Consider the following 19,995-nt stretch of genomic DNA (forward strand, 5'->3'; position numbering starts at 1 on the left):
TCCAAACCGACCGATCGGCCCCTGGGGCTGGTTGCCATCCTGCCTGTTCCGTTCCTCCTTCCTTTCTTCTCAGTCCCATGTCTGCTCAATTGCTGTTAGTTGATGATGAACCCAGTCTCCGGGAAGCGGTGCAAGCCTACCTAGAAGACAGTGGTTTCACGGTGCGTGTTGCCCGCGATGCCACCGAAGGATGGGAAATGGTGCAGCAATTTGCCCCGGATCTCGTCATTTCCGATGTGATGATGCCCAAGGTGGATGGCTACCAGTTTTTGCAGCAGTTGCGGGATGATGCCCGGTTTCGATCGATTCCCGTGGTTTTTCTGACCGCCAAGGGCATGACGGGCGATCGCATCCAAGGCTATAGCGCCGGTTGCGATGCCTATTTATCCAAACCCTTTGACCCCGATGAACTGGTGGCGATCGTCGAAAACTTACTGCGCCGACGGGATGAAGTGACCGCCCCGACGGGTGATGGCGAACATGACATTGCTGATTTGGCTCGGCAAATTGCGGAAATCAAAGCCATCTTGACCCAACGCGGCGGCATCACTCCCACCCCGCCCCCGATCGCCGTGGATTTGACCCCCCGTGAACAAAGTGTTTTGAATTTGGTCGCCGAGGGGCTAATGAACAAGGAAATTGCTCGCCGGTTAGATACCAGCGTGCGCAATGTGGAAAAGTACGTCAGCCGCCTATTCAGCAAAACCGGCACCAACAGCCGCACCGAATTAGTCCGCTTTGCCCTGGAGCATGGTCTCACCAAAAACTAAATCTGAGCACCGGTTGCCTATGCCTGGGGAAAACCCCCAAACCACGCATCTGGTGCTCAACAATCCCTCAAATTGCCAGCAACCCAGCCATTAAGCAGGCTCAGATTCAACGTCTGGCTGAGTGGGCAAGCGAATTTCAAACTCAGTACCTTGCCCCACCTGAGACTCCACCGTCAAAGTACCCAAGTGCTTTTCGGTCACAATTTGATGGGCGATCGCCAGTCCCAAACCCGTTCCTTTGCCAATTTGCTTCGTCGTAAACAAATGCTCAAAAATTCGGGGCTTAATCTGCTCCGGAATTCCCTTACCGTTATCACCAATCTTGATAGACAAAAATTCGCCATCAACCCGAGTCCGAATGGTAATTTTCAGCACATCTGGCAGCGGATTAGTCTCTTGCCAATCACTAACCATTTCATCCAGCGCATCAATGGCATTCGCTAAAATATTCATAAAAACTTGATTTAACTGATCTGGAAAACACAAAATATCTGGAATTTCGCCATAATCTGTCACCACTTCGATGACCGGACGGCCTTTTTTATAAATTAGTCGATGGCGCAAAATCATCAATGTGCTGTCAATGCCATCATGCACATTGAAAAGCTGCGGGCGATCGCTTCCCATTCTAGAAAAGGTTCTCAGACTACGACTAATTGTCGTAATTCTTTCACCACTGCCTTTAATCGAATTCAGCAACTTCGGCAAATCTTCCTGTAAATAATCCAAGTCAATTTGAGCCAGCAGTTTCAATAGCTCAGGACTCGGTTCCTTCAGTTCCTGTTGATAACCCCTAATGACTTTGAATAAGTCGCCTAACGCATCTTCTGCCAACTGAATATTTCCGAGAATGCAGCCCACAGGATTATTGATTTCATGGGCCACACCAGCAATAAGGCTTCCCAGGGCAGACATTTTTTCACTTTGCACAAGCTGCATCTGCGAAGCTCGTAGCTCAGTGGTCGCGTTTTCAACTTCTTGGGCTAATTTCTCTGTTAAGCGATAAAGCTTTAAATGGGTTCTAATTCGAGCCAACACTTCTTTGGTATGAAACGGTTTTGTAATATAGTCAACGGCTCCAACTTCCAGCCCGCGCATCTTACTTTTAATATCCGTGAGCGCGGTCATAAAAATAACCGGCACTTGAGCAGTTTCAGGATTTTCTTTTAACCGCAGACAGGTTTCAAATCCATCCAGTCCTGGCATCATGACATCCAACAAAATCAGGCTGGGCAAACACCTGGCAACTTGCTGCAAAGCACGTTCACCACTCGTTGCGATCGCCACCTCAAATCCTGAATTACTCAAGGTCAAAGACAACACATCTAAATTAGTAGGGGTGTCATCAACAATCAGCACAAGATCCGTCATAGTTAGCGTTAGGTCACTCAGCAAGTCAACAGCAATCTTTCAGCTAAAAATAATTAGTCAACGCATCAATTCGCAACTAATTTACAATTTATATTGTTTTAATCGAATATCAATTTGATCAAATTCACATTTGATCAAGTATGACTTTTGACACCAAACGTTATCTTTGATACATTAAACGCCAACGTATGAATTTTTGGCTCATTGATCATAGCTTTAATTGCTCGAAGCTTTTGATCAATTAACGGATTGTTACCCATTCATTATATTCTGAGGCTTTCAAAGCCTTAATTCAAAGTTCTGGTAGTGCCTGTGAGGTGATGATTTTTGGTGACTGATCGCCTACACCGCAAGACTTTCACCAGCTCATCATTACTGAATTACGGCACTATCCATAATTCTCACTAATCTCTATGATTAGCGAGAATCGAGGGATCAACCCTAGGAATTAACAATCGCAGCCTGAATCATTTCCTCAAGCTCTTCTAATTTAAACTGCTTGGCTAAGTGCAACACATCTCGTGCAAAAGGCTCATAGGAACCGGACTCCAGATGCTCATCTGGGGTTGTGGCAGCTTCTTGCAGCAGTGACTCCACCGCCGTAACCAACTTTTGAAGACGGCCGACCTGCACCAAATACAACCAGGATTGTAGTTCTGTGAGGGGGGGAGCGATTCGGTCTTGTGGGTTGTCGAATGAAGCGGGCTGCACCGAGTCTTGCTTTTCCAGTTGCCACATCACGCCCAAATGTTGAGCCAGAAGACTAAAGAGGCGATCGGCCTTAACTGGCTTTTCCAGAAAATCATCGCCACCAACATCTAGACTCATTTGTCGATCGAGCTGGGACACGGAAGCCGACGAAACAATGACCTTTAAGCTGGCCCATTGTTGATGACGACGGATCTGTCGAATCAGTTCAAACCCATCCATCACAGGCATTGACAAATCCGTAATGATCAAGTCGGGTAGTTGACGTTCCAATTCTCCTAAAGCCTGTTGCCCTTGATCCGCTTCTATGACTAAAAAGCCAACTGACTCTAATAAATTCCGCAAAACAGCTCGATTATCTGGAACATCATCAACAATCAAAATAGAGCGTTTCAGACCTTGATAACCCACCACTTCACCCATGGATTTCACCGACTCCTGCAACCAATCGGTTGCTAGGGGAACATTCAGTTGAAAGAAAAACTGACTTCCTGCACCCAGTTGGCTCTTGATTTGAATCATTCCACCCATCAGGGAGACAATTTTTTGGCTAATAGCCAAGCCCAAACCGGTGCCTGCTGCTTTTCGCCCTGATTCACCTACTTGCTCAAAGGATCGAAATAACTTCTGGATATCTTTTGGTGCAATACCAATTCCTGTATCAATAACTTTAAATTCCAAACAGCAGTGATCTTGAGTGGTTAAATCAAGCTGAGACTGATGGGATGAGTCAGAAACCACTCGATTAATCATTAAGGTAACGGAACCATAGTCAGTAAATTTAATGGCATTGCCCATTAGATTAATGAGTACCTGCCTTAAGCGTTTTTCATCTACTAAAATTCCTGTTGGCAGATTAGGATCTGGTTGATAGTAAAATTCGATATTTTTTTGATCTGCACGAACCCGACAAATTTCAATCACCCCCTGGAGGAAAGTTTCCAGGTGAACTGGTTTTGGGTCAAGTTCCAGCTTTCGAGCTTCAATTTTGGCCAGATCCAGAATGTCCTCAATGAGAGTCAGCAGGTGCGAACCACATTGATAAATAACATCAATACCATGTAGATCTTTATCGGTAAGTGTTTTCGATCGCGCCAAAATTTGGGCATAGCCTAAGATGCCATTCAGTGGGGTTCGCAGTTCATGGCTCATATTTGCCAGAAATTCACTCTTGGCATGATTGGCTGCATCGGCCGCAATTTTTGCAGCTTCTAATTCCGCAGTTCTTTCCGCCACGCGATCCTCTAAAATTTCAAAGGAATGCTTTAGCTGAGTTGCCATTTGATTAAAAGATTGCGCCAAGCCTTGAAGCTCAACAATCTTACTCTCCTTAATCAGTAAATTAAGATTGCCACTGGCGATCGCGTTACTTGCCCTCTGCAAGCTAAAAACAGGATTGGTGATCCAATTTGCCGTGCAGATGCTCAAGACAGTGACGATCACAGCCGTCCCAAAACAGAGCCACAGGCTCATGCGTGTGTTGGCATCAATGGCCTCCATGAAATCTGACTCTGGAACTGTGATAATGATGAGCCAATCGATGCCATCTGGATCCTGCCAGGGGGTTACTTGCACAAATTGCTGACGCTGATTAATGGAGGTCATGAATGTATGACCCTGATGAATTTCTTGGAAGTTGCCGAGTTGTTGTTGAACTTTCCGAGCCGTATTTTGAATTATTGCGTCAGGGATATTTTTGACGCTATAGCGAAGTGTTTTTTGATCGCCTAATTTCGCAAAGACCGGTTGCCGACTAGAGCTAGCAATTAATAGACCATTACGCTCAATAATAAAGATCTGCCCAGAAGGACTAATTTTCAAATTTCGCAAGAATTTACTAATATGATCTAATTGTAAATCGACTGACAATATACTTGAAAGTCTATTATTTTCATCAAACAATGGATAAAGAGCGCCTAGGGCAATATAGTAATTTGATTCAATGATTGCTTGAGCTAATTCAGAGGCCAACTTCGGATTAACAACTAAGTCTTTTCCTACATATTCATAAACTGATCCCCAAGAAAATCCTCGTTTACGATTGATTTCTGCATAGGATCGATCAATATCGATAGGATCAGCAAAATAGCGCTGTAATTCCTGAGAGCGTTTGCCATATTGATCACTACTATATTCCTTAGCAAGATTAATTTTGGGATGGTGTTCATATAGAGTGACTTGTTTTGGATCAATCCATCTCCCAGCCCCAGCCGCAGCACCACTGGGTAGTAGACAGCCAATGTAACTAATGGATTCAAATGCAGAGGACTGTCGCCAAAAATATAGTTCTCTAGCTCGGGGATTAGATAGATTTAGTTGGTTTGTCGAAACTGCTTTAGCGGTAGCATCCAGCAACTGCTTAGGTAGTTTTAGATAGGAGTCGAGTTCTGCGTCAACTCGCTGGGTGGTACTATCCATAAGCTGGCTGGCTAAGTTTCGTACTGCCTGTTGGCCATTTTTAAAGGAGAAGAAAGCAACGAGTCCCACGGCCGTCAGAATTTGCAGCACAAAGGGCACAACTAAAATGACTCGCAGTGGCAATCGCAAGCTCAAGTTTCTGATCCTTCAGTCCTAGTCGTGTAGGAAGATATAATGCAGAAAAATGAGTAAAAACTCGTAATAACGATTCGGAAATTTATATCAGTCAAAAATTTTAGGATTTCTTATAGGGCTGTTTTTAGATTCGAGGAGCACCACTTAGTTTGTTGCCCATGCACCATCGATCTGCGTCACAGGTGATTGGGTAGGGGCGCACCACTACTATTGGCTTCAACTTAAGACCGAGAAAATCCGGGCAGGGGCGTACGGCCGTACGCCCCTACAAGAGTTGACGGGTTTCGATCAGCGATCGGGACTATTCCACCGTGACGGATTTAGCCAAATTGCGCGGTTGATCCACATCCAAGCCCCGGCGAGCGGCGATGTAGTAGGACAGCAGTTGCAGGGGCACAACGTTCAAGACCGGAAACAGCCACTCATCGGTGACGGGAACCGAGATGGACGGGTTGAACAGATCGGCCGCGAGGGCATCCCCTTCCGCCACCACGCCAATGAGCCGAGCATCGCGGGCCCGGGCCTCCTGGGCGTTGGACATCACCTTGTCGTAAACATTGCCAGGGGTCGCGATCGCCACGACGGGCACTTTGTCATCCAACAGGGCGATCGGGCCGTGTTTCAGTTCGCCGGCCGGGTAGCCTTCCGCGTGGATGTAGCTGATTTCCTTCAGCTTGAGAGCCCCTTCCAGGGCGATCGGGAAGTTGAGACCGCGCCCAATGAAAATAAAGTCGCGAGTTTCGCTGAATTCGTGGGCCAGGGCTTCAATTTTGGCGTTTTGTTTGTCCAGGATATGTTCAATGTGGCGGGGCAGTTGGTGCAGCCCTTCAATCAGAACATTGGCGCGATCGACCGCCAGGGTTCCCCGCCGCACGCCCAAATCAATGGCCAGGGCATAGAAGGCGAGCAACTGCGTGACAAAGGTTTTGGTGGCGGCCACACCGATTTCAATGCCCGCGTGGGTCGGAATCACGTAATCGGCAATCCGCCCGATCGTGTTTTCCGGTCGGTTGCTGATCCCAATCAATCGCGCCTGGAATTCCGGGGCCAACTGGGCCCGACGCTCACGATCGACCTCCAGGGCTGCCAAGGTGTCGGCCGTTTCGCCCGATTGGGTCACCCCGATCGTCAGGGTGCAAGGGCCCGCTGGGGATGGGGCCGATCGAAACTCCGAGGCATATTGCACTGAGGTGGGCACACCGGCCAGCCCTTCCAACAAATACTTACCCACCAAGCTGGCGTGCCAACTAGTGCCACAGGCCAGAATTTGGATTTGCTGCACATCCTGCAGCCATTCTGCGGGCAGCCCCAAGGTGACCGGCGACCCGTCGGCGGAACAGTTGGGGGTGGGAGTGATGCCGCCAAAATAAGCCGCGAGACAATCGCGCACCACGCCCGGTTGCTCAAAGATTTCCTTGAGCATGTAGTGGCGATAGCCGCCTTTTTCAACTTGGGTGGAACTCCAGTTGAGCAAATGGGGATATTTCACCCGGCGATCGCCCTCAAAGCCGTAAATTTCAACCCCCAGCGGCGTTAAACGGGCGATTTCACCATTGTCCAGGTGCAAAACAGCGCGGGTGTAGGGCACGATCGCCGGGGTGTCCGATGCACAGAAAAATTCCCCCTGTCCAAACCCGATCGAGATGGGAGCCTGTTGCCGCACCACAATCAACTCGTCGGGCGCATCGGCCGCCACAATTGCCAGCGCAAAAGCCCCTTTCAACTGCCCGATCGCCCGGCGTGTGGCCTCCATCAGGCGCGACCCACTCAACCAACCACTGGCCGACTCCTGCGCCAACTCTCGCCAACAACGGGCGATCAGATGGGGAACCACTTCCGTGTCCGTCTCAGAACTGAAGCTGGCCCCTTCGGCAATCAGCAACTCTTGCAGTTCACGGTAGTTTTCAATAATTCCGTTCTGCACCACCGCAATGGTTTGGGTTGGATCCATGTGCGGGTGGGCGTTGCGCTCCTCGGGCTTGCCGTGGGTGGCCCAGCGGGTGTGCCCAATGCCCAAGCGGGCGGGCATTTCCCAGCCCTCCAGCTTGGCTTGGAGGTTGTAGAGTTTGCCTTGGGCCCGAACGGTGTGTAGTTGCCCTTCCCAAACGGTGGCAATTCCCGCCGAATCATAGCCGCGATATTCCAGTTTGCGCAGCCCTTCAAGCAGAATGCTGACCGCAGGTTGGGTTCCGATATAGCCGACAATACCGCACACGGTTGCTACTCCTTAAAAGACCAACAGGAAATCTTAGCGGGACAGTTTTAGCGGGATCAGACAGTGGGTTGAGGCGATGTTGCGCATAATAGCGCGACGAGTTGAAGCATAACCGCTCCCCGATCGGCTGCTGGGGTCAGTCCCAGATTGAGTTAGCAATCGTTTTCAATCCCTTTTCGCTCGATCTTTTTCTCATCCACTCCTTTTCAGGCAATTTCTGGCGATTCAGTCCCGTTTCACCCTCTGCACAATCAACGTTCGATCGATGTGCAATTAACTGCAATTAACGTCCACTCAGCGTTCACTCAGCACTCAATCCGCACTCAATCAACGTTCAATCCACCTTCAAGACAACGCCCAATTAACCCTTTTTCAGCATGAAGGAACTCCAACGCTTGGCGATCGACCCGGCCCAATGGCATGGGGGCCAAATTCAGTTCACCGCCGACCAAGATCGCTATCTGCGGCGGGTGTTGCGGTTGGAACCGGGCGATCGACTGGTGGCCCTGCTGCCGGAGCCGATCGGGGACAGCCGTTGGTGGTTGGTTGGTCTCGAACCCACGGGAGCCACCGCCCTGAAACCCCTGCCGGAGCCGATCGAACCCATCCAAACCCTGACGCTGTTGGCGGCTTTGCCCAAGGGATCGGGGTTTGATGAGGTGGTGCGGCAGGCGACGGAGTTGGGTGTTACGGAGATTGTGCCGGTGTTGAGCGATCGCACGCTGATGCAACCCAATGGCAACCGGCTGGAGCGGTGGCGACGCATTGCCCGAGAGGCCGCCGAGCAATCCGAGCGGGCCGCAATTCCGACGGTGACCGAGCCGCTGGCTTGGCCCGCCGCGATCGCCCAGATGGTCGAACATGACGGGCGGTTTCTTTGCGTGGCCCGGCGATCGGCTCCCCACCTTTGGCAGGCTTTGCAATTACTGGCTGATCCTGTGCCCAACCCAACTTCAGCCCCCACTTCAGCGCAATCCCAGTCTCCACGGGCGATCGCCCTGGCCGTGGGGCCAGAGGGAGGCTGGAATCCAGCGGAGGTAGACCAGGCCTTAGCGGCCGGTTGGCAGGTGGTTTCTTTGGGTGGGCGGGTTTTGCGGGCCGTGACGGCTCCGTTGGCGGCCCTGGCGATTGTGAATGCTTGGGGCGAAACGATCGCCCATGAGCTGGCCCCCTCAGCCGTTGATTAACCCCTGAGCATTCCCCGCTGGGCCGCTCACTCCATATGATTGCGGGATATCTAGAATTGGGTGGAAATTTGCCATGTGTGCTGCTGCGATCGACCGAGGCCATTTGCTGACGGAACAGGCTAACCCCAACAGCGAGGCACTGGATCAACTGTCTTCCCTGGAACTGGTGGATTTGTTTAACCAGGAAGATGCCAAAACCCTGGCAGCGATCGCCCAGGCGCGGGAACCCCTGGCCCGGGCGATCGACCTCGCGGCAGCGGCCTTGGCCCAGGGCGGGCGACTGTTTTATATCGGCGCAGGCACCAGCGGCCGGCTGGGGGTGCTGGATGCGTCGGAATGTCCACCCACCTTTTGCACGGATCCCGAACTGGTGCAGGGCATCATTGCCGGGGGGCCGCCAGCCCTGTTGCGCAGTTCCGAAGCCTTGGAAGATCGAGCAGAAGATGGGGCCGCAGCCATGGCCGAGCGATCGGTGGGCGATCGGGATCTGGTGGTGGGAATCACGGCCGGCGGCACAACCCCCTACGTCCAAGGCGCGTTGATCGAAGCGGCCCGCCGGGGAGCGAAAACGGTCTTTTTGGCCTGCGTCCCGATCGACCAAGTGCCGCCGCCCGGTGGCTCGGTGGATGTGGATTTGCGATTGCTGGTGGGGCCAGAAATCTTGGCCGGTTCCACCCGGCTGAAATCGGGAACCGTGACCAAAATGGCCCTGAATATCCTGTCCACCGGGGCCATGGTCAAGCTGGGCAAGGTCTATGGCAATCGGATGGTGGATGTGTCAGTCACCAACAGCAAGCTCCGCGATCGGGCGGTGCGCATGGTGCGCGACTTAGCCAACCTGAACCGTGCCGAGGCGGAAGATCTGCTGGATCGATCGGGCAACCGCGTCAAAACCGCCCTGTTGATGCATTGGGCCGGAGTCGATCGGCCCCAGGCAGAGCAGTTCCTCACCCAAGGGGGCGGCCAACTGCGGCAGGCCTTGACCTTAGCCCAAAGCGCCAGCAGCCCCGCGTAACGGTTCGGCAATCCCGATCCGCCCCGGCCAAGCAACTGCGATAGGATGGGGCGTACTGCATTCCTGAACTGAGACCGGAAACCGCCATGCCCCTTGCCTCCGAAAATTTGGCAACCAGCGCGATCGCCCTCGCCGCCCTTGTCATTCTCGGCTGGGGGTTTTACCGGGCCCGCCCCTTCGGCAAGCTGGGCATTCTGGCTTGGCTGCAATCGGTGGCACTGATGTTGCCCTGGTTGGCCTTCTTTGCGCTGTTTGCGGCCGGCGTTTATCTCAACCTGGCGGGCATTTTGTTGGTGTTGGCCCTGTCCACGGGGTTGTATATCTTCCTGGGCAACCGACTGCGGGCCGCAGCGAAGGAGTTACCGCCCCCGAACCTCTCGGCCTTGGCCCATCCGGAAACTACCCCCGATGCGGAATCGGCCGCGATCGAAGGGGCCGCCGCTCCCAAACCGCCCACGCCGCCCCTGCCCGGAATGTCGGAGGTGGTTCCCATCCCCGCTGAAGACCTGAAAACCATTCAAGGCATCTTTGGCATTGACACCTTTTTCATCACCGAAACCGTGCCCTACCAGGAAGGTGCAATCCTGAAGGGCAACCTACGCGGGGAACCGGCGAAAGTTCATGCCAACTTAAGCCAAAAACTGACAGAACGCCTGGGCGATCGCTACCGGCTGTTTTTGGTGGAAGGGCCCGACGAGCGGCCAACCTTTGTGGTGTTGCCCAGCAGCACGGATCCCAAACCCGCTTCCTTGGGGCAAAAGCTGTTTGCGGTGGCCCTGATGATCGCCACGATCGCCACCTGCCTGGAGTCGGCCGGGTTGCTGCAAGGGTTTGACCTGTTCTCCACGCCCGATCGGGTGATGGATAGCCTCCCGATCGCCCTGGGGCTGCTGTCAATTTTGGGCGTTCATGAACTGGGGCACCAAATCCTGGCTCGCAAACTGAACGTCAAACTCAGCTTGCCCTACTTCCTTCCCGTTTGGCAGATTGGCTCTTTTGGGGCCTTTAACCGGTTTGAATCTTTGCTGCCCAACCGCCAAAGCCTTTGTGATATTGCCTTGGCGGGGCCGGTGGCGGGTGGGGCCCTGTCCCTGTTGCTGTTGTTGGTGGGGTTGGAGCTGTCGGGGCCGGGCAGCCCTTTCCAAATTCCCTCGGAATTTTTCCAAGGCTCCATTTTGGTGGGAACCCTGGCCAAGCTGGTGCTGGGGGCCAAGCTCCAGGATTCCTTGGTGGATATTCACCCCCTCGTGGCGATCGGGTGGTTAGGGTTGGTGATTACGGCCATTAACCTCATGCCCGCTGGCCAATTGGATGGGGGCCGCATTGTCCAAGCGATCTATGGCCGCAAAACCGCCCGCCGCACCACGATCGGGACAGTGGTGGTGTTGGCTTTGGCTTCGTTGGCCACGCCGTTGGCGCTCTATTGGGCCTTGGTGATTGCCTTTTTGGTGCGCGACTTGGAGCGGCCCGCCTTGGAAGAACTGTCGGAGCCGGACGATGCCCGCGCTGCGTTGGGACTGTTGATGTTGTTTTTGATGGTGGCGACCCTGTTGCCCCTCACCCCCAGTCTGGCCGGGCGGTTGGGCATTGGTGGCTAGGGCCAATCTCAAGACTTCCCAATCTCAAGACTTCATGGGCTCGAGCAATTCACAAGCACTTCATTGATTGACTGATTGATTGAGGATTGCTGATGTGGGTTGCCGCTCTTGAAATGCTTCTCCAGAAGATCCATTCACAGGAGACCCCCTATGACCCTGTTGCAACGACTGGAACGCTACACCCAAGGGAGATCGACCGAAGTTTGGATTGTCCATGCGATTGTGGATGGCGAGCCGGATCAGGTGATGGTGTTTAAGGGCTTTTCTAGCTCCCTGATGCGCCCCACGGCTTTTGATCCGGATGTGCCGGTTTTGCCGCCCGATGCCACGATTACAGCAGTCGATCGGGCCATGGCCCCTTTCAAGCCCACGGAGCCGCGCTATCTTGACCAGGGCCTCTCGATCGACCATGTGGATGCGCTGCTGGCGGCGGCCGATTGCTAGTTGTTCGGCCAGCCAACGGTTAGCCGCTGGTTTTGGAAATTAACCAGGGCCGAATAGATTCATAGTCTGAAATTCAGAGTTTGATCGTGGCGCTTTGAGGGTGAGACTGGTTTTCAGACTCCCCACCAGCCCAAGGTGACCAGCAGCGGCGGCACCAGCAACACCACTCCCACCAACACCGCCACGATCGCCGCCATCAACACGGCCGCCGCTGCACAGTCCTTGGCGACCTTGGCCAAGTCGTGGTAGTTCTTGCCCACGGTCAGATCCACCACCGACTCGATCGCCGTATTTAACAACTCCAGCGCCAACACCAACCCGATCGTTAAACCCACCAAGGCCAGCTCAACCGGGGGCCGCTGCAACCCCACTCCCAGCCCGATCGCCACCACCGCCACCACCGTATGGAGACGGAAATTGCGTTGGGTCAAAAACGTATGCACCAACCCCGCACCGGCATAGCGAAAGCTAATCAGCAGATTGGGGGCAATTTTCCAAGCTTGGTCGCGGCGGGTGGCGGATGGTGAAGGTTTTTGGGGTTTCTGTGAATCGTTCATCAAGGCTGACGACGGATGACGGGGAAACCGACGGGCACGCGGCGGAACATCCAAGGCGGCGCGACGGAAAACAGACAGCAGGAGTCGGCGGAATCTCAACAAGATCAAAAATTAACAGGAGCAACCGGTCGGCGAGCCACCCATCAGCCAGTCCAGGGGCGGAATTTGCCCGGAACCTGGCCCATGGATTGTTATCCAGCCAATAGCTTGGCGAGATCGACCTGCGGGGTCAATCCAACCGCTTGGAGCAGGGCCGTTTGCCGATCGAGCATTTGGTTGAGTTCCGGCTCCGTGGGGTGATCCCAACCCAACAGGTGCAAGAATCCATGGGCCGCCAACCAGGCTAACTCCGTGGTTAGGTCATGGCCCGCTTCGGTGGCTTGGCGTTGGGCCGTTTCCACGGAAATCACCACATCGCCCAGCTCGATCGCCCAGTCCCCCAATTCTGCATCGTCCACCTCTTCGAGATCGGCAAAATCCACCTCGGGCGCTTCCCACTCCAAGGCCGCAAAGGCCAGCACATCCGTGGGTCGATCAACCTGGCGAAACTCCGAATTCAGTTGATGGATTTCCCGATCGCCCGTTAACCGCAAGCTCAGTTCCAGCGGCGGCAGTTGGCCCGCCTCATCCGCCTGATCCACCAAGTAGGGCATGTCCTGGGGCGATCGGGCATCTAGCTGAGCTAACCAGGTTTCAAACCAACCTTGCCAAGTGCTGTCCGCGATCGCCACGGTTAGGGGACTGTAGCCCGTTGGCTCATCCTGCACACAGACGTAAATCGGTGCGTCGTCGTCCACTTCCGCCAGCTCCATTTCAAATTCGCGCATGGTTTTGGGCCTCGGGAGAGCGGATCCTAGCGGGTGAGATAAGCCAAACCCACCAACGCCCCCAACAGGACGATCGTGGTGAGGGCAAAGTGCTGGAGGGATTTGCCCCCCTTGCGCACCATGTTCCGCATGGCCAACTTCACGTAGCTGGGCGGTGGTTCCGAGGGGGAAAGGTTGGGGGGCGTTTCGGTTTCGGGAGCCATGGAAAAACTCTGGAAAAGCTTGCGGATTGCAAAGGGATTGAATCGAGTGGCGTTGCGGGTGGCCATTGGGGTCACCGCCCCGCTCGATCGTCAATGGTACAGGAGCAAGATTGGCCGCGACCGATCGACCTCCCCTAAATCCATCCCCGATCGCGCCCAAATTGCATCACCAATTGATCGCCCGCCTTCAGGGACTTCACGAGCCAATCCAGTTGCAATTGGGCCTGGGCTGCCGCATCCAAGGCCCAATCGGGGCGATCGGCCCGCAACCGCGTGGTTAGGTCATAGAGACACAGGGCCACGCTCACGGAAATGTTGAAACTTTCGCTGAAGCCAAACATCGGAATCACCGCATAGTGATCCGCCAGTTCCAAGGCTTCTGGCGTGAGGCCCGTCAGCTCTGTGCCAAACAAAATGGCCAAGGGCCGATCGATCGGCACAGCCTGAATGGTGGTGCTGCGTTCGTGGGGCGTGGTGGCAACCAGCGTATAGCCCTTGGCTTTGAGATCTTGCAAACAGCGGGCCGTGTTCGAGGGGGCCGGCGCGGCTTCTCGGTAGTGCCGCAGGGTTAACCAGCGATCGGCCCCAATGCTCACCCCCCGGTTCGGTGCAAACTGATTGCGCGTTTCAATCACATGCACATCTTGAATGCCAAAGCCATCGCAACTGCGCAGCACAGCACTGGCGTTGTGAGGTTGATAAAGATCCTCCAGCACCACGGTGATTTGGCGGGTGCGCTGGGCAATGACCGACTGAATGCGCCCCCAGCGATCGGGCGTGACAAAGGTGCAGAGATGATCGATCAAAGCCTGGCGATCGGTCGGGGTCAAACGGTCAAGGTCAATGGCAGCAGCGGGCATGGGCAAGCGATCGGCAGAACCTGCCCATCATAAGGCGATCGCCCCCGGCTTCGCCCCTCGCTAAAATGAAGTCAATCTGTGCCTATCTCCCAGAGGTTGCCATCAGCATGGTTATCAGCACTGAGGTTTCCCAGGCTTCCTCCGCTCATCGGCCGGGCGATCGTCCAGATCCAGCCCTCAACCCAAGCCCCGCCGAGCACCGAGCGATCGAACAGCAGTACCCTTCCTGTGATGGACAGCCCATGGCCGAGAACACTGAGCATTTTGACTGGATTGCCAAGTTCAAAGCCAACCTAGAACTGCTGTTTGCGCAAGATTCACAGGTGTTTGTGGCCGGCGACTTGCTTTGGTATCCCGTGGAAGGCGACCCCAAACAGCGGCAAGCCCCCGACACTATGGTTGTGTTTGGGCGACCCAAGGGCCCGCGCAGTTCCTATTTGCAATGGCGAGAAGCGGGAATTGCGCCGCAGGTGGTGGTGGAAATTCTGTCGCCGGGCAATCGGTTTGGCGAAATGCTCAAAAAATTTCAGTTTTACGATCGCTTTGGCGTTGAGGAATATTACCTCTACGACTATGGCCGCAATGAGTTAACCGTTTGGGTGCGATCGCCCGAAACCAGCCAACTGGCAGAAGTGGAGTTTGGGCAAATCTGGACCAGTCCCCGCACAGCGGTGCAATTCCACCTGAGCGCCGATCGATTGGCTTTGATTCGACCCGACGGCCGGCCATTTTTAAGTTTTGTGGAACTCGACCAGGAACGTCAGGCGGCGGTGGACTTGGCCAGCCAAGAACGCCAACGGACGGAACAGGAACGCCAGCGAGCAGAACAGGAACGCCAGCGAGCAGAACAGGAACGCCAGCGAGCAGAACAGGAACGCCAACGGGCCGATCGCCTGGCGGCCCTGCTTCGGGCCCAAGGAATTGACCCCGACCAGCTTTGACCAAAAGAAAGGGTACAAGCCCCGCCCTTCTAGGGCGGCTTTTTCGATCAACCCCGCTTATGATGTTAGTTGTGAAAGCACGATTTCGCTACCGAATTTATCCCAATCGCCTGCAAAGATTAATGCTGGTGAAGACGTTCGGTTGCGCTCGTGTGGTCTACAACGATGCAATTCGGTTGCGTCAAGACCTCTATCAGCAAGGGGAGAAAGTTAGCGATACTGAAATTCAGAAACGGGTGATTACCCAAGCCAAGCTCACCGTTGAACGTGAATGGCTATCGGAAGTTGCATCTGTGCCGTTAGTTCAATCCTTGCAAGATGTTCATCTGGCTTTTCGTAATTTCTTCAAAAGCTTGAAGGGTGAGCGCAAAGGTCGCAAGATTGGGTTTCCGAAGTTCAAAAAGAAACACTCAACTCAATCCATTCGCTTCACAACCAACGGATTCTCAATCAAGCCCAACTCGGTTTACCTAGCCAAGATCGGTTGTGTGCGGGTCAAGTGGTCACGAGAACTGCCATCGGATCCATCATCGGTCACGATCATCAAGGATGCAGCCGATCGCTACTTTGCATCGTTTGTCTGTGAAGTGGATCCGATCGCCCTGAACGCTATCAATGATGGAGTAGGTATCGACTTAGGATTGACCACCTTTGCCACTTTGTCCACGGGTGAAAAGGTACGAAGTCCCAAGCCTTTAGCCAAATCCCTCAAGCGATTGCGCCGTGCTCAAAAATCCCTCAGCCGCAAGGTCAAGGGCAGCAAGCGGCGGTATCTAGCCCGCCGCAAGGTGGCTCGGATTCACGCCCGCATCAAAGACCAACGAACCGACTTCCTACACAAGTTATCGACCCGGATCGTTCGCGAGAACCAAGCGATAGTTTTGGAAGATTTGAATGTGTCGGGCATGGTGAAAAATCGCAAGTTGGCGCGGGCAATTTCTGATGCTGGCTGGTACAGCTTCCGCCAAATGATCGAGGGCAAATCGATCCGCTACGGGCGGGATTTCCAGGTGATCAGTCGATGGGAACCGACTAGCCAGCGTTGTTCATCTTGTGGTCAATTGGGCGGCAAGAAACCCCTTGATGTACGCGAGTGGGTCTGTATGCAATGCGGGGCAATTCACGATCGCGATGTGAATGCCGCCATCAATATCCAAGTCGCGGGCGGGCAGTCCGAGACTCAAAACGGACGTGGAGGCCAGCGTAAATCCAGTTCGCTGGTAGCAGCCGATGAAGCGTCAACCCGTGGTCTAGTCGAGCAACTGCGGTTGTTTGCCTAGGGCCGGAATCCCCGCTCCTTTAGGACGGGAAGGATGTCAAATACCCCCTGCAATCAATCAACGGGCATTCTCAAAGGATCTATGGGCCGATGGTGATACCATCGGACAGCCTTCTTTGCCCCTTGTTTGCTATGCCCTTGAAGGATTTTGAGCAAGACTCAGCCGGCCGTCACTTCAGCTCCTCGCCGGCCACCCTCACCACCGAGGCAGACTCCTCGATCGCCCGAGAATGGTGGGTCGAGCGTTGGCTAGATCTGCTCAATGGCTATCGCTTCAAGAAGCGGCTGGAACGGGCGCGGGACTATGCTCGCCAAGGCCATGTGCTCAGTATTGATTTTAAAAATGCCAAGGTGATTGCCCGCGTTCAGGGCACGGAACCGGAACCCTATCGCGTGTCCCTGTCGATCGACCCGTTCACCGATGAGGATTGGGCGGCGGTGGCGGAAACCCTGGCCCAACAGGCGGGTTTTGCGGCCAAGCTGTTGGCGGGTGAAATGCCCCAGTCGATCGAGCGGGCCTTTGCCACCAATGGCCTGTCCCTGTTTCCCTTTGCCTTGGGCGACATTCACAGCCAATGCACCTGTCCGGACAAGGCGAACCCCTGCAAACACATCGGCGCGGTGTATTACCTGCTGGGCGATCGGTTCAGTGATGATCCCTTTGTGTTGTTTCAACTGCGGGGCCGCACTCAGCAACAGTTGCTCAAAGCATTGCGGGAGGTGCGATCGCGCCTGGTGGCGGAACTGCCGGAACCCATTATCGCCAGTGAGCCGATCGCCCTGGAGCCGATCGACCCGCAAACCCCGATCGCCCCGGCCACCGTCCCCGTGAACCTCCAGCAGTTTTGGGACTATGACCAACCCTTGGAACCATCCCTGGTGGTGATTACGCCGCCGGCCGATGGTGACACCCCCCTCAGCCTCTTGGGGCCCTTGCCCTTGCCAACGGACGGCACCACGGACAATCGATCGACCCAAAAAGTGGTGACCCAATACCTGGAAGACGTCTATCGAACGGCAGGCCAGGCGGCCACCGTGGCGGCCCTGTCCTGACCCTCCACCCTCGCCATCTGTCCCCGTGCTGGTTCTTATCGTCCTGGAGGCAATCCCATGACCACCCCCCTGAATGGTTCGGTGCGCGGTGAACGCCCGATCGGGCCGCCCGCGCCCGTGCAGGTGGTGGGCATTGGCTTGGACGGGGCCGCCGGTCTGAGTGAACAGGCCCGATCGCTCATTGCGGAAGCCACCTTGCTGGTGGGCAGCACCCGGCAATTGGCCCTGTTTCCCCAAGCCACCGCCGAAACCGTTGTGCTGGGAGATTTGGATGATGTGGTGGCCGTCATTCGGGCCCACATGATCACCCAAGCAACGGAATCGGAGCCTCGGTTGGTGGTGGTTTTGGCCTCCGGCGATCCGCTTTTTTTCGGGATTGGTCGATTTCTGTTGGAAAAACTGCCCGCCCACTGGCTGGACTTCACCCCCCACCCCAGTTCCGTGCAGCTTGCATTTGCCCGGGTCAAGCTCCCCTGGCAAGATGCAGTCGTGTTCAGTGCCCATGGCCGATCGCTCGATGGGGCCGTGCGCCTGTTGCGCCAGGGGGTGGAAAAGCTGGCGGTTTTGACCGATGGGGTCAGTCATCCAGGGGCGATCGCCCGATTGGTGCTGAGTTTGCGGCTGCCCGTGCGCTATCGGCTTTGGGTTTGTGAAAATCTGGGAGCGCCCGAAGAACGCACCCAGTCATGGGTTCTGGACGAAGCGGCCCTCACGAAAATTAGCGGCGAACTGTTTGCCAACCTCAACGTGGTGATTTTGGAGCGAATCCCCAACGCCGAGGGGATCGATCGCGCCGCCCTGCCCCTCTTGGGCATTGCCGACGGCGACTTTTGCAGCTTTCCCGATCGCCCCGGACTGATGACCAAGCGAGAAGTGCGGGTGCAAATTTTGGCGGAATTGGCCCTGCAACCGAACCAAACCGTTTGGGACATCGGCGCGGGAACCGGTTCCGTGTCGATCGAAATGGCGCGGCTTTGCCCCAACTCCCGCATCTACGCGATCGAGCAAACCCCCGCTGGCATCAGCCTCATTGAGCGCAACATTGAACGGTTCCAAACCAGCAACCTCACCGCCATCAAAGGCAAAGCCCCGGAAGCCCTGCGGCCCCTGCCCGCCCCCGATCGGGTCTTCATCGGTGGCAGCGACGGCCGCCTTGGTTCAATTCTCGACTGGTGTGCTCCTCGCATGGCCGTTAACGGGCGCATGGTGGTGGCCCTGGCCACCCTCGACAACCAAGCCACCCTCCTCGACTGGGTGTCGCACCAAACCGGTTGGCAAGTGCGCTGGCTTCAGGTCAGCCTCGCCCAAGCCGTCCCGATCGGGCCGCTCTGTCGCTGGTCGCCCCTCAATCCGGTGATCTTGGCCACCATTACGCCGCGCTAGATCGAGTCGCGTAAAGCAAATAAACCTGAGATCCTTTCAGGATATCCATCTGGTCACAATCAACCTGCGCAAACCCCTGGGAGGTGAGGTGGTTGCGCAGTCGATCTAGTCGCCCGTCCAAATCATGCACCTCCACCACAACCTGTTGAATCACGCTCCAAAGTTGCTCCAACCCCTGAAAAATCATTTCCTCTGACTTTTCCGCATTAATTTTGAGGAGGTCAATTCTAGGAATGGATTGCATTGAAGGAATTTGATCGAGGCGATAGACAGGACAGCTTAAGCGCTCATGACGAAAATGCTTCTTCAGGGTTTGGTCTAGCAAAAAGCCCCGCAGAAACCGAGGAATTTTGCTGAGCGCCTGCAATCGCTCCGGCACATCGGGGCCACTGGAATTGCGAATCAAGGTTTCCCGAAAGTCCACATATTCCCGATCGGTTTCATCGGGAAAAGCACTGGACAGCATGGGCGTTTCGGGATGAAAAGCAAACTCCGCCGTTCCCGTTTCACTTCCCAAAGCACAGTTATAAATCTGCACATCAACCGGCTCCAACTGAGCCATATTTTGTGTCAGCAATGAGGCGAGCTGTGGGATAGGTTCAAACACATAGGCAGTCATTTTGCGCTGGCAAAGTTCAGCAGCCATGCTCGTAAAAATGCCCACATGCGCACCAACATCCACCACCGTTGCGCCCGGTTCCAGCTTAATTCCATGCTTGAAATACCATTGGCAATCTTCATAAATTGCCAGGGCTTCTGCCGCATTCGGACATTGCAACTGCACCTGATTTGGCAGGGTAGCCGTCGCGATTTTCATCACTGCTGTCATGGCTAGTTGATCAACGGGTTATTGACAATTCATGATCTGAATTTAGAATTCAAAATTCAAGATTGAAAGTTCAAAATCCAGATTCAGATTTAGGCTTCAGATTCAGGCTTCAGTACAACAATTTTCGACTTCACGAGTGACGAGCATTTGGGTTTGCTTTTCAGTGGTGACGTTGGAGGATTGATGCCGGAAGATGGGTACT

At 54.6% G+C, this 19,995-nt stretch carries 17 protein-coding genes; 9 read left to right on the plus strand and 8 right to left on the minus strand.

The window, feature by feature from the left end:
- Window positions 1–77 precede the first annotated feature (77 nt).
- Window positions 78–770: a response regulator transcription factor gene (locus H6F46_RS09995; RefSeq protein ID WP_099534036.1), complete on the plus strand. Its 693-nt coding sequence runs from the start codon at window positions 78–80 to the stop codon at window positions 768–770.
- Window positions 771–860: 90 nt separating this feature from the next.
- On the opposite strand, the gene H6F46_RS10000 is transcribed toward H6F46_RS09995, so the two are convergent.
- The 3 genes from H6F46_RS10000 to glmS form a co-directional block, all read right to left on the minus strand.
- The gene (locus H6F46_RS10000; protein WP_190354642.1) at window positions 861–2,141 is read right to left on the minus strand and encodes a sensor histidine kinase; all 1,281 of its coding nucleotides are present in this window, start codon (window positions 2,139–2,141) and stop codon (window positions 861–863) included.
- 441 nt (window positions 2,142–2,582) lie between these two features.
- Entirely contained in the window at window positions 2,583–5,402 is a 2,820-nt protein-coding gene (locus tag H6F46_RS10005) for a response regulator (protein WP_206753580.1), read from the minus strand.
- A gap of 301 nt (window positions 5,403–5,703) precedes the next feature.
- Window positions 5,704–7,617, minus strand: a complete 1,914-nt coding sequence (gene glmS / locus H6F46_RS10010; protein ID WP_099534041.1) for a glutamine--fructose-6-phosphate transaminase (isomerizing) — start codon at window positions 7,615–7,617, stop codon at window positions 5,704–5,706.
- A 377-nt stretch (window positions 7,618–7,994) separates the two neighbouring features.
- Here glmS and H6F46_RS10015 point away from each other — a divergent pair, with 377 nt between their 5' ends.
- The 4 genes from H6F46_RS10015 to H6F46_RS10030 all read left to right on the plus strand — a co-directional run bounded on the left by H6F46_RS10015 (window position 7,995) and on the right by H6F46_RS10030 (window position 11,861).
- Window positions 7,995–8,804: a 16S rRNA (uracil(1498)-N(3))-methyltransferase gene (locus tag H6F46_RS10015; RefSeq protein WP_190354644.1), complete on the plus strand. Its 810-nt coding sequence runs from the start codon at window positions 7,995–7,997 to the stop codon at window positions 8,802–8,804.
- A gap of 73 nt (window positions 8,805–8,877) precedes the next feature.
- Complete coding sequence (gene murQ / locus H6F46_RS10020) at window positions 8,878–9,819, plus strand: N-acetylmuramic acid 6-phosphate etherase (protein WP_190354645.1); 942 nt, start codon at window positions 8,878–8,880, stop codon at window positions 9,817–9,819.
- Between the two features lie 86 nt (window positions 9,820–9,905).
- Complete coding sequence (locus H6F46_RS10025) at window positions 9,906–11,417, plus strand: site-2 protease family protein (protein ID WP_099534047.1); 1,512 nt, start codon at window positions 9,906–9,908, stop codon at window positions 11,415–11,417.
- Window positions 11,418–11,567: 150 nt separating this feature from the next.
- Window positions 11,568–11,861 (plus strand): hypothetical protein, encoded by a 294-nt coding sequence (locus H6F46_RS10030; RefSeq protein WP_099534049.1) that lies wholly within the window; start codon window positions 11,568–11,570, stop codon window positions 11,859–11,861.
- Between the two features lie 113 nt (window positions 11,862–11,974).
- Here the strand turns inward: H6F46_RS10030 and H6F46_RS10035 are convergent, their stop codons facing one another.
- The 4 genes from H6F46_RS10035 to H6F46_RS10050 form a co-directional block, all read right to left on the minus strand.
- Window positions 11,975–12,520: a diacylglycerol kinase family protein gene (locus H6F46_RS10035; RefSeq protein ID WP_242027884.1), complete on the minus strand. Its 546-nt coding sequence runs from the start codon at window positions 12,518–12,520 to the stop codon at window positions 11,975–11,977.
- 89 nt (window positions 12,521–12,609) lie between these two features.
- Window positions 12,610–13,245, minus strand: coding sequence for an rRNA maturation RNase YbeY (gene ybeY / locus H6F46_RS10040; RefSeq protein ID WP_242027885.1), 636 nt, complete (start codon window positions 13,243–13,245; stop codon window positions 12,610–12,612).
- A gap of 26 nt (window positions 13,246–13,271) precedes the next feature.
- The gene (locus H6F46_RS10045) at window positions 13,272–13,448 is read right to left on the minus strand and encodes a DUF3285 domain-containing protein (RefSeq protein WP_099534142.1); all 177 of its coding nucleotides are present in this window, start codon (window positions 13,446–13,448) and stop codon (window positions 13,272–13,274) included.
- A 134-nt stretch (window positions 13,449–13,582) separates the two neighbouring features.
- The gene (locus H6F46_RS10050; RefSeq protein ID WP_190354646.1) at window positions 13,583–14,308 is read right to left on the minus strand and encodes an RNA methyltransferase; all 726 of its coding nucleotides are present in this window, start codon (window positions 14,306–14,308) and stop codon (window positions 13,583–13,585) included.
- Window positions 14,309–14,415: 107 nt separating this feature from the next.
- Here H6F46_RS10050 and H6F46_RS10055 point away from each other — a divergent pair, with 107 nt between their 5' ends.
- From H6F46_RS10055 to cbiE, 4 genes are all read left to right on the plus strand, one after another.
- The gene (locus H6F46_RS10055) at window positions 14,416–15,249 is read left to right on the plus strand and encodes a Uma2 family endonuclease (RefSeq protein WP_190354647.1); all 834 of its coding nucleotides are present in this window, start codon (window positions 14,416–14,418) and stop codon (window positions 15,247–15,249) included.
- A gap of 71 nt (window positions 15,250–15,320) precedes the next feature.
- On the plus strand, window positions 15,321–16,529 hold the full coding sequence (locus H6F46_RS10060; RefSeq protein WP_190354648.1) for an RNA-guided endonuclease TnpB family protein: 1,209 nt from the start codon (window positions 15,321–15,323) through the stop codon (window positions 16,527–16,529).
- A gap of 131 nt (window positions 16,530–16,660) precedes the next feature.
- On the plus strand, window positions 16,661–17,581 hold the full coding sequence (locus H6F46_RS10065) for an SWIM zinc finger family protein (protein WP_190354649.1): 921 nt from the start codon (window positions 16,661–16,663) through the stop codon (window positions 17,579–17,581).
- Window positions 17,582–17,638: 57 nt separating this feature from the next.
- Window positions 17,639–18,964, plus strand: coding sequence for a precorrin-6y C5,15-methyltransferase (decarboxylating) subunit CbiE (gene cbiE / locus H6F46_RS10070; protein WP_190354650.1), 1,326 nt, complete (start codon window positions 17,639–17,641; stop codon window positions 18,962–18,964).
- On the opposite strand, the gene H6F46_RS10075 is transcribed toward cbiE, so the two are convergent.
- Window positions 18,951–19,793: an FkbM family methyltransferase gene (locus tag H6F46_RS10075; RefSeq protein ID WP_190354651.1), complete on the minus strand. Its 843-nt coding sequence runs from the start codon at window positions 19,791–19,793 to the stop codon at window positions 18,951–18,953. The genes cbiE and H6F46_RS10075 overlap by 14 nt on opposite strands.
- Window positions 19,794–19,995 lie beyond the last annotated feature (202 nt).

This window comes from Limnothrix sp. FACHB-1083, assembly GCF_014696485.1.
GTDB lineage: Bacteria > Cyanobacteriota > Cyanobacteriia > CACIAM-69d > CACIAM-69d > CACIAM-69d.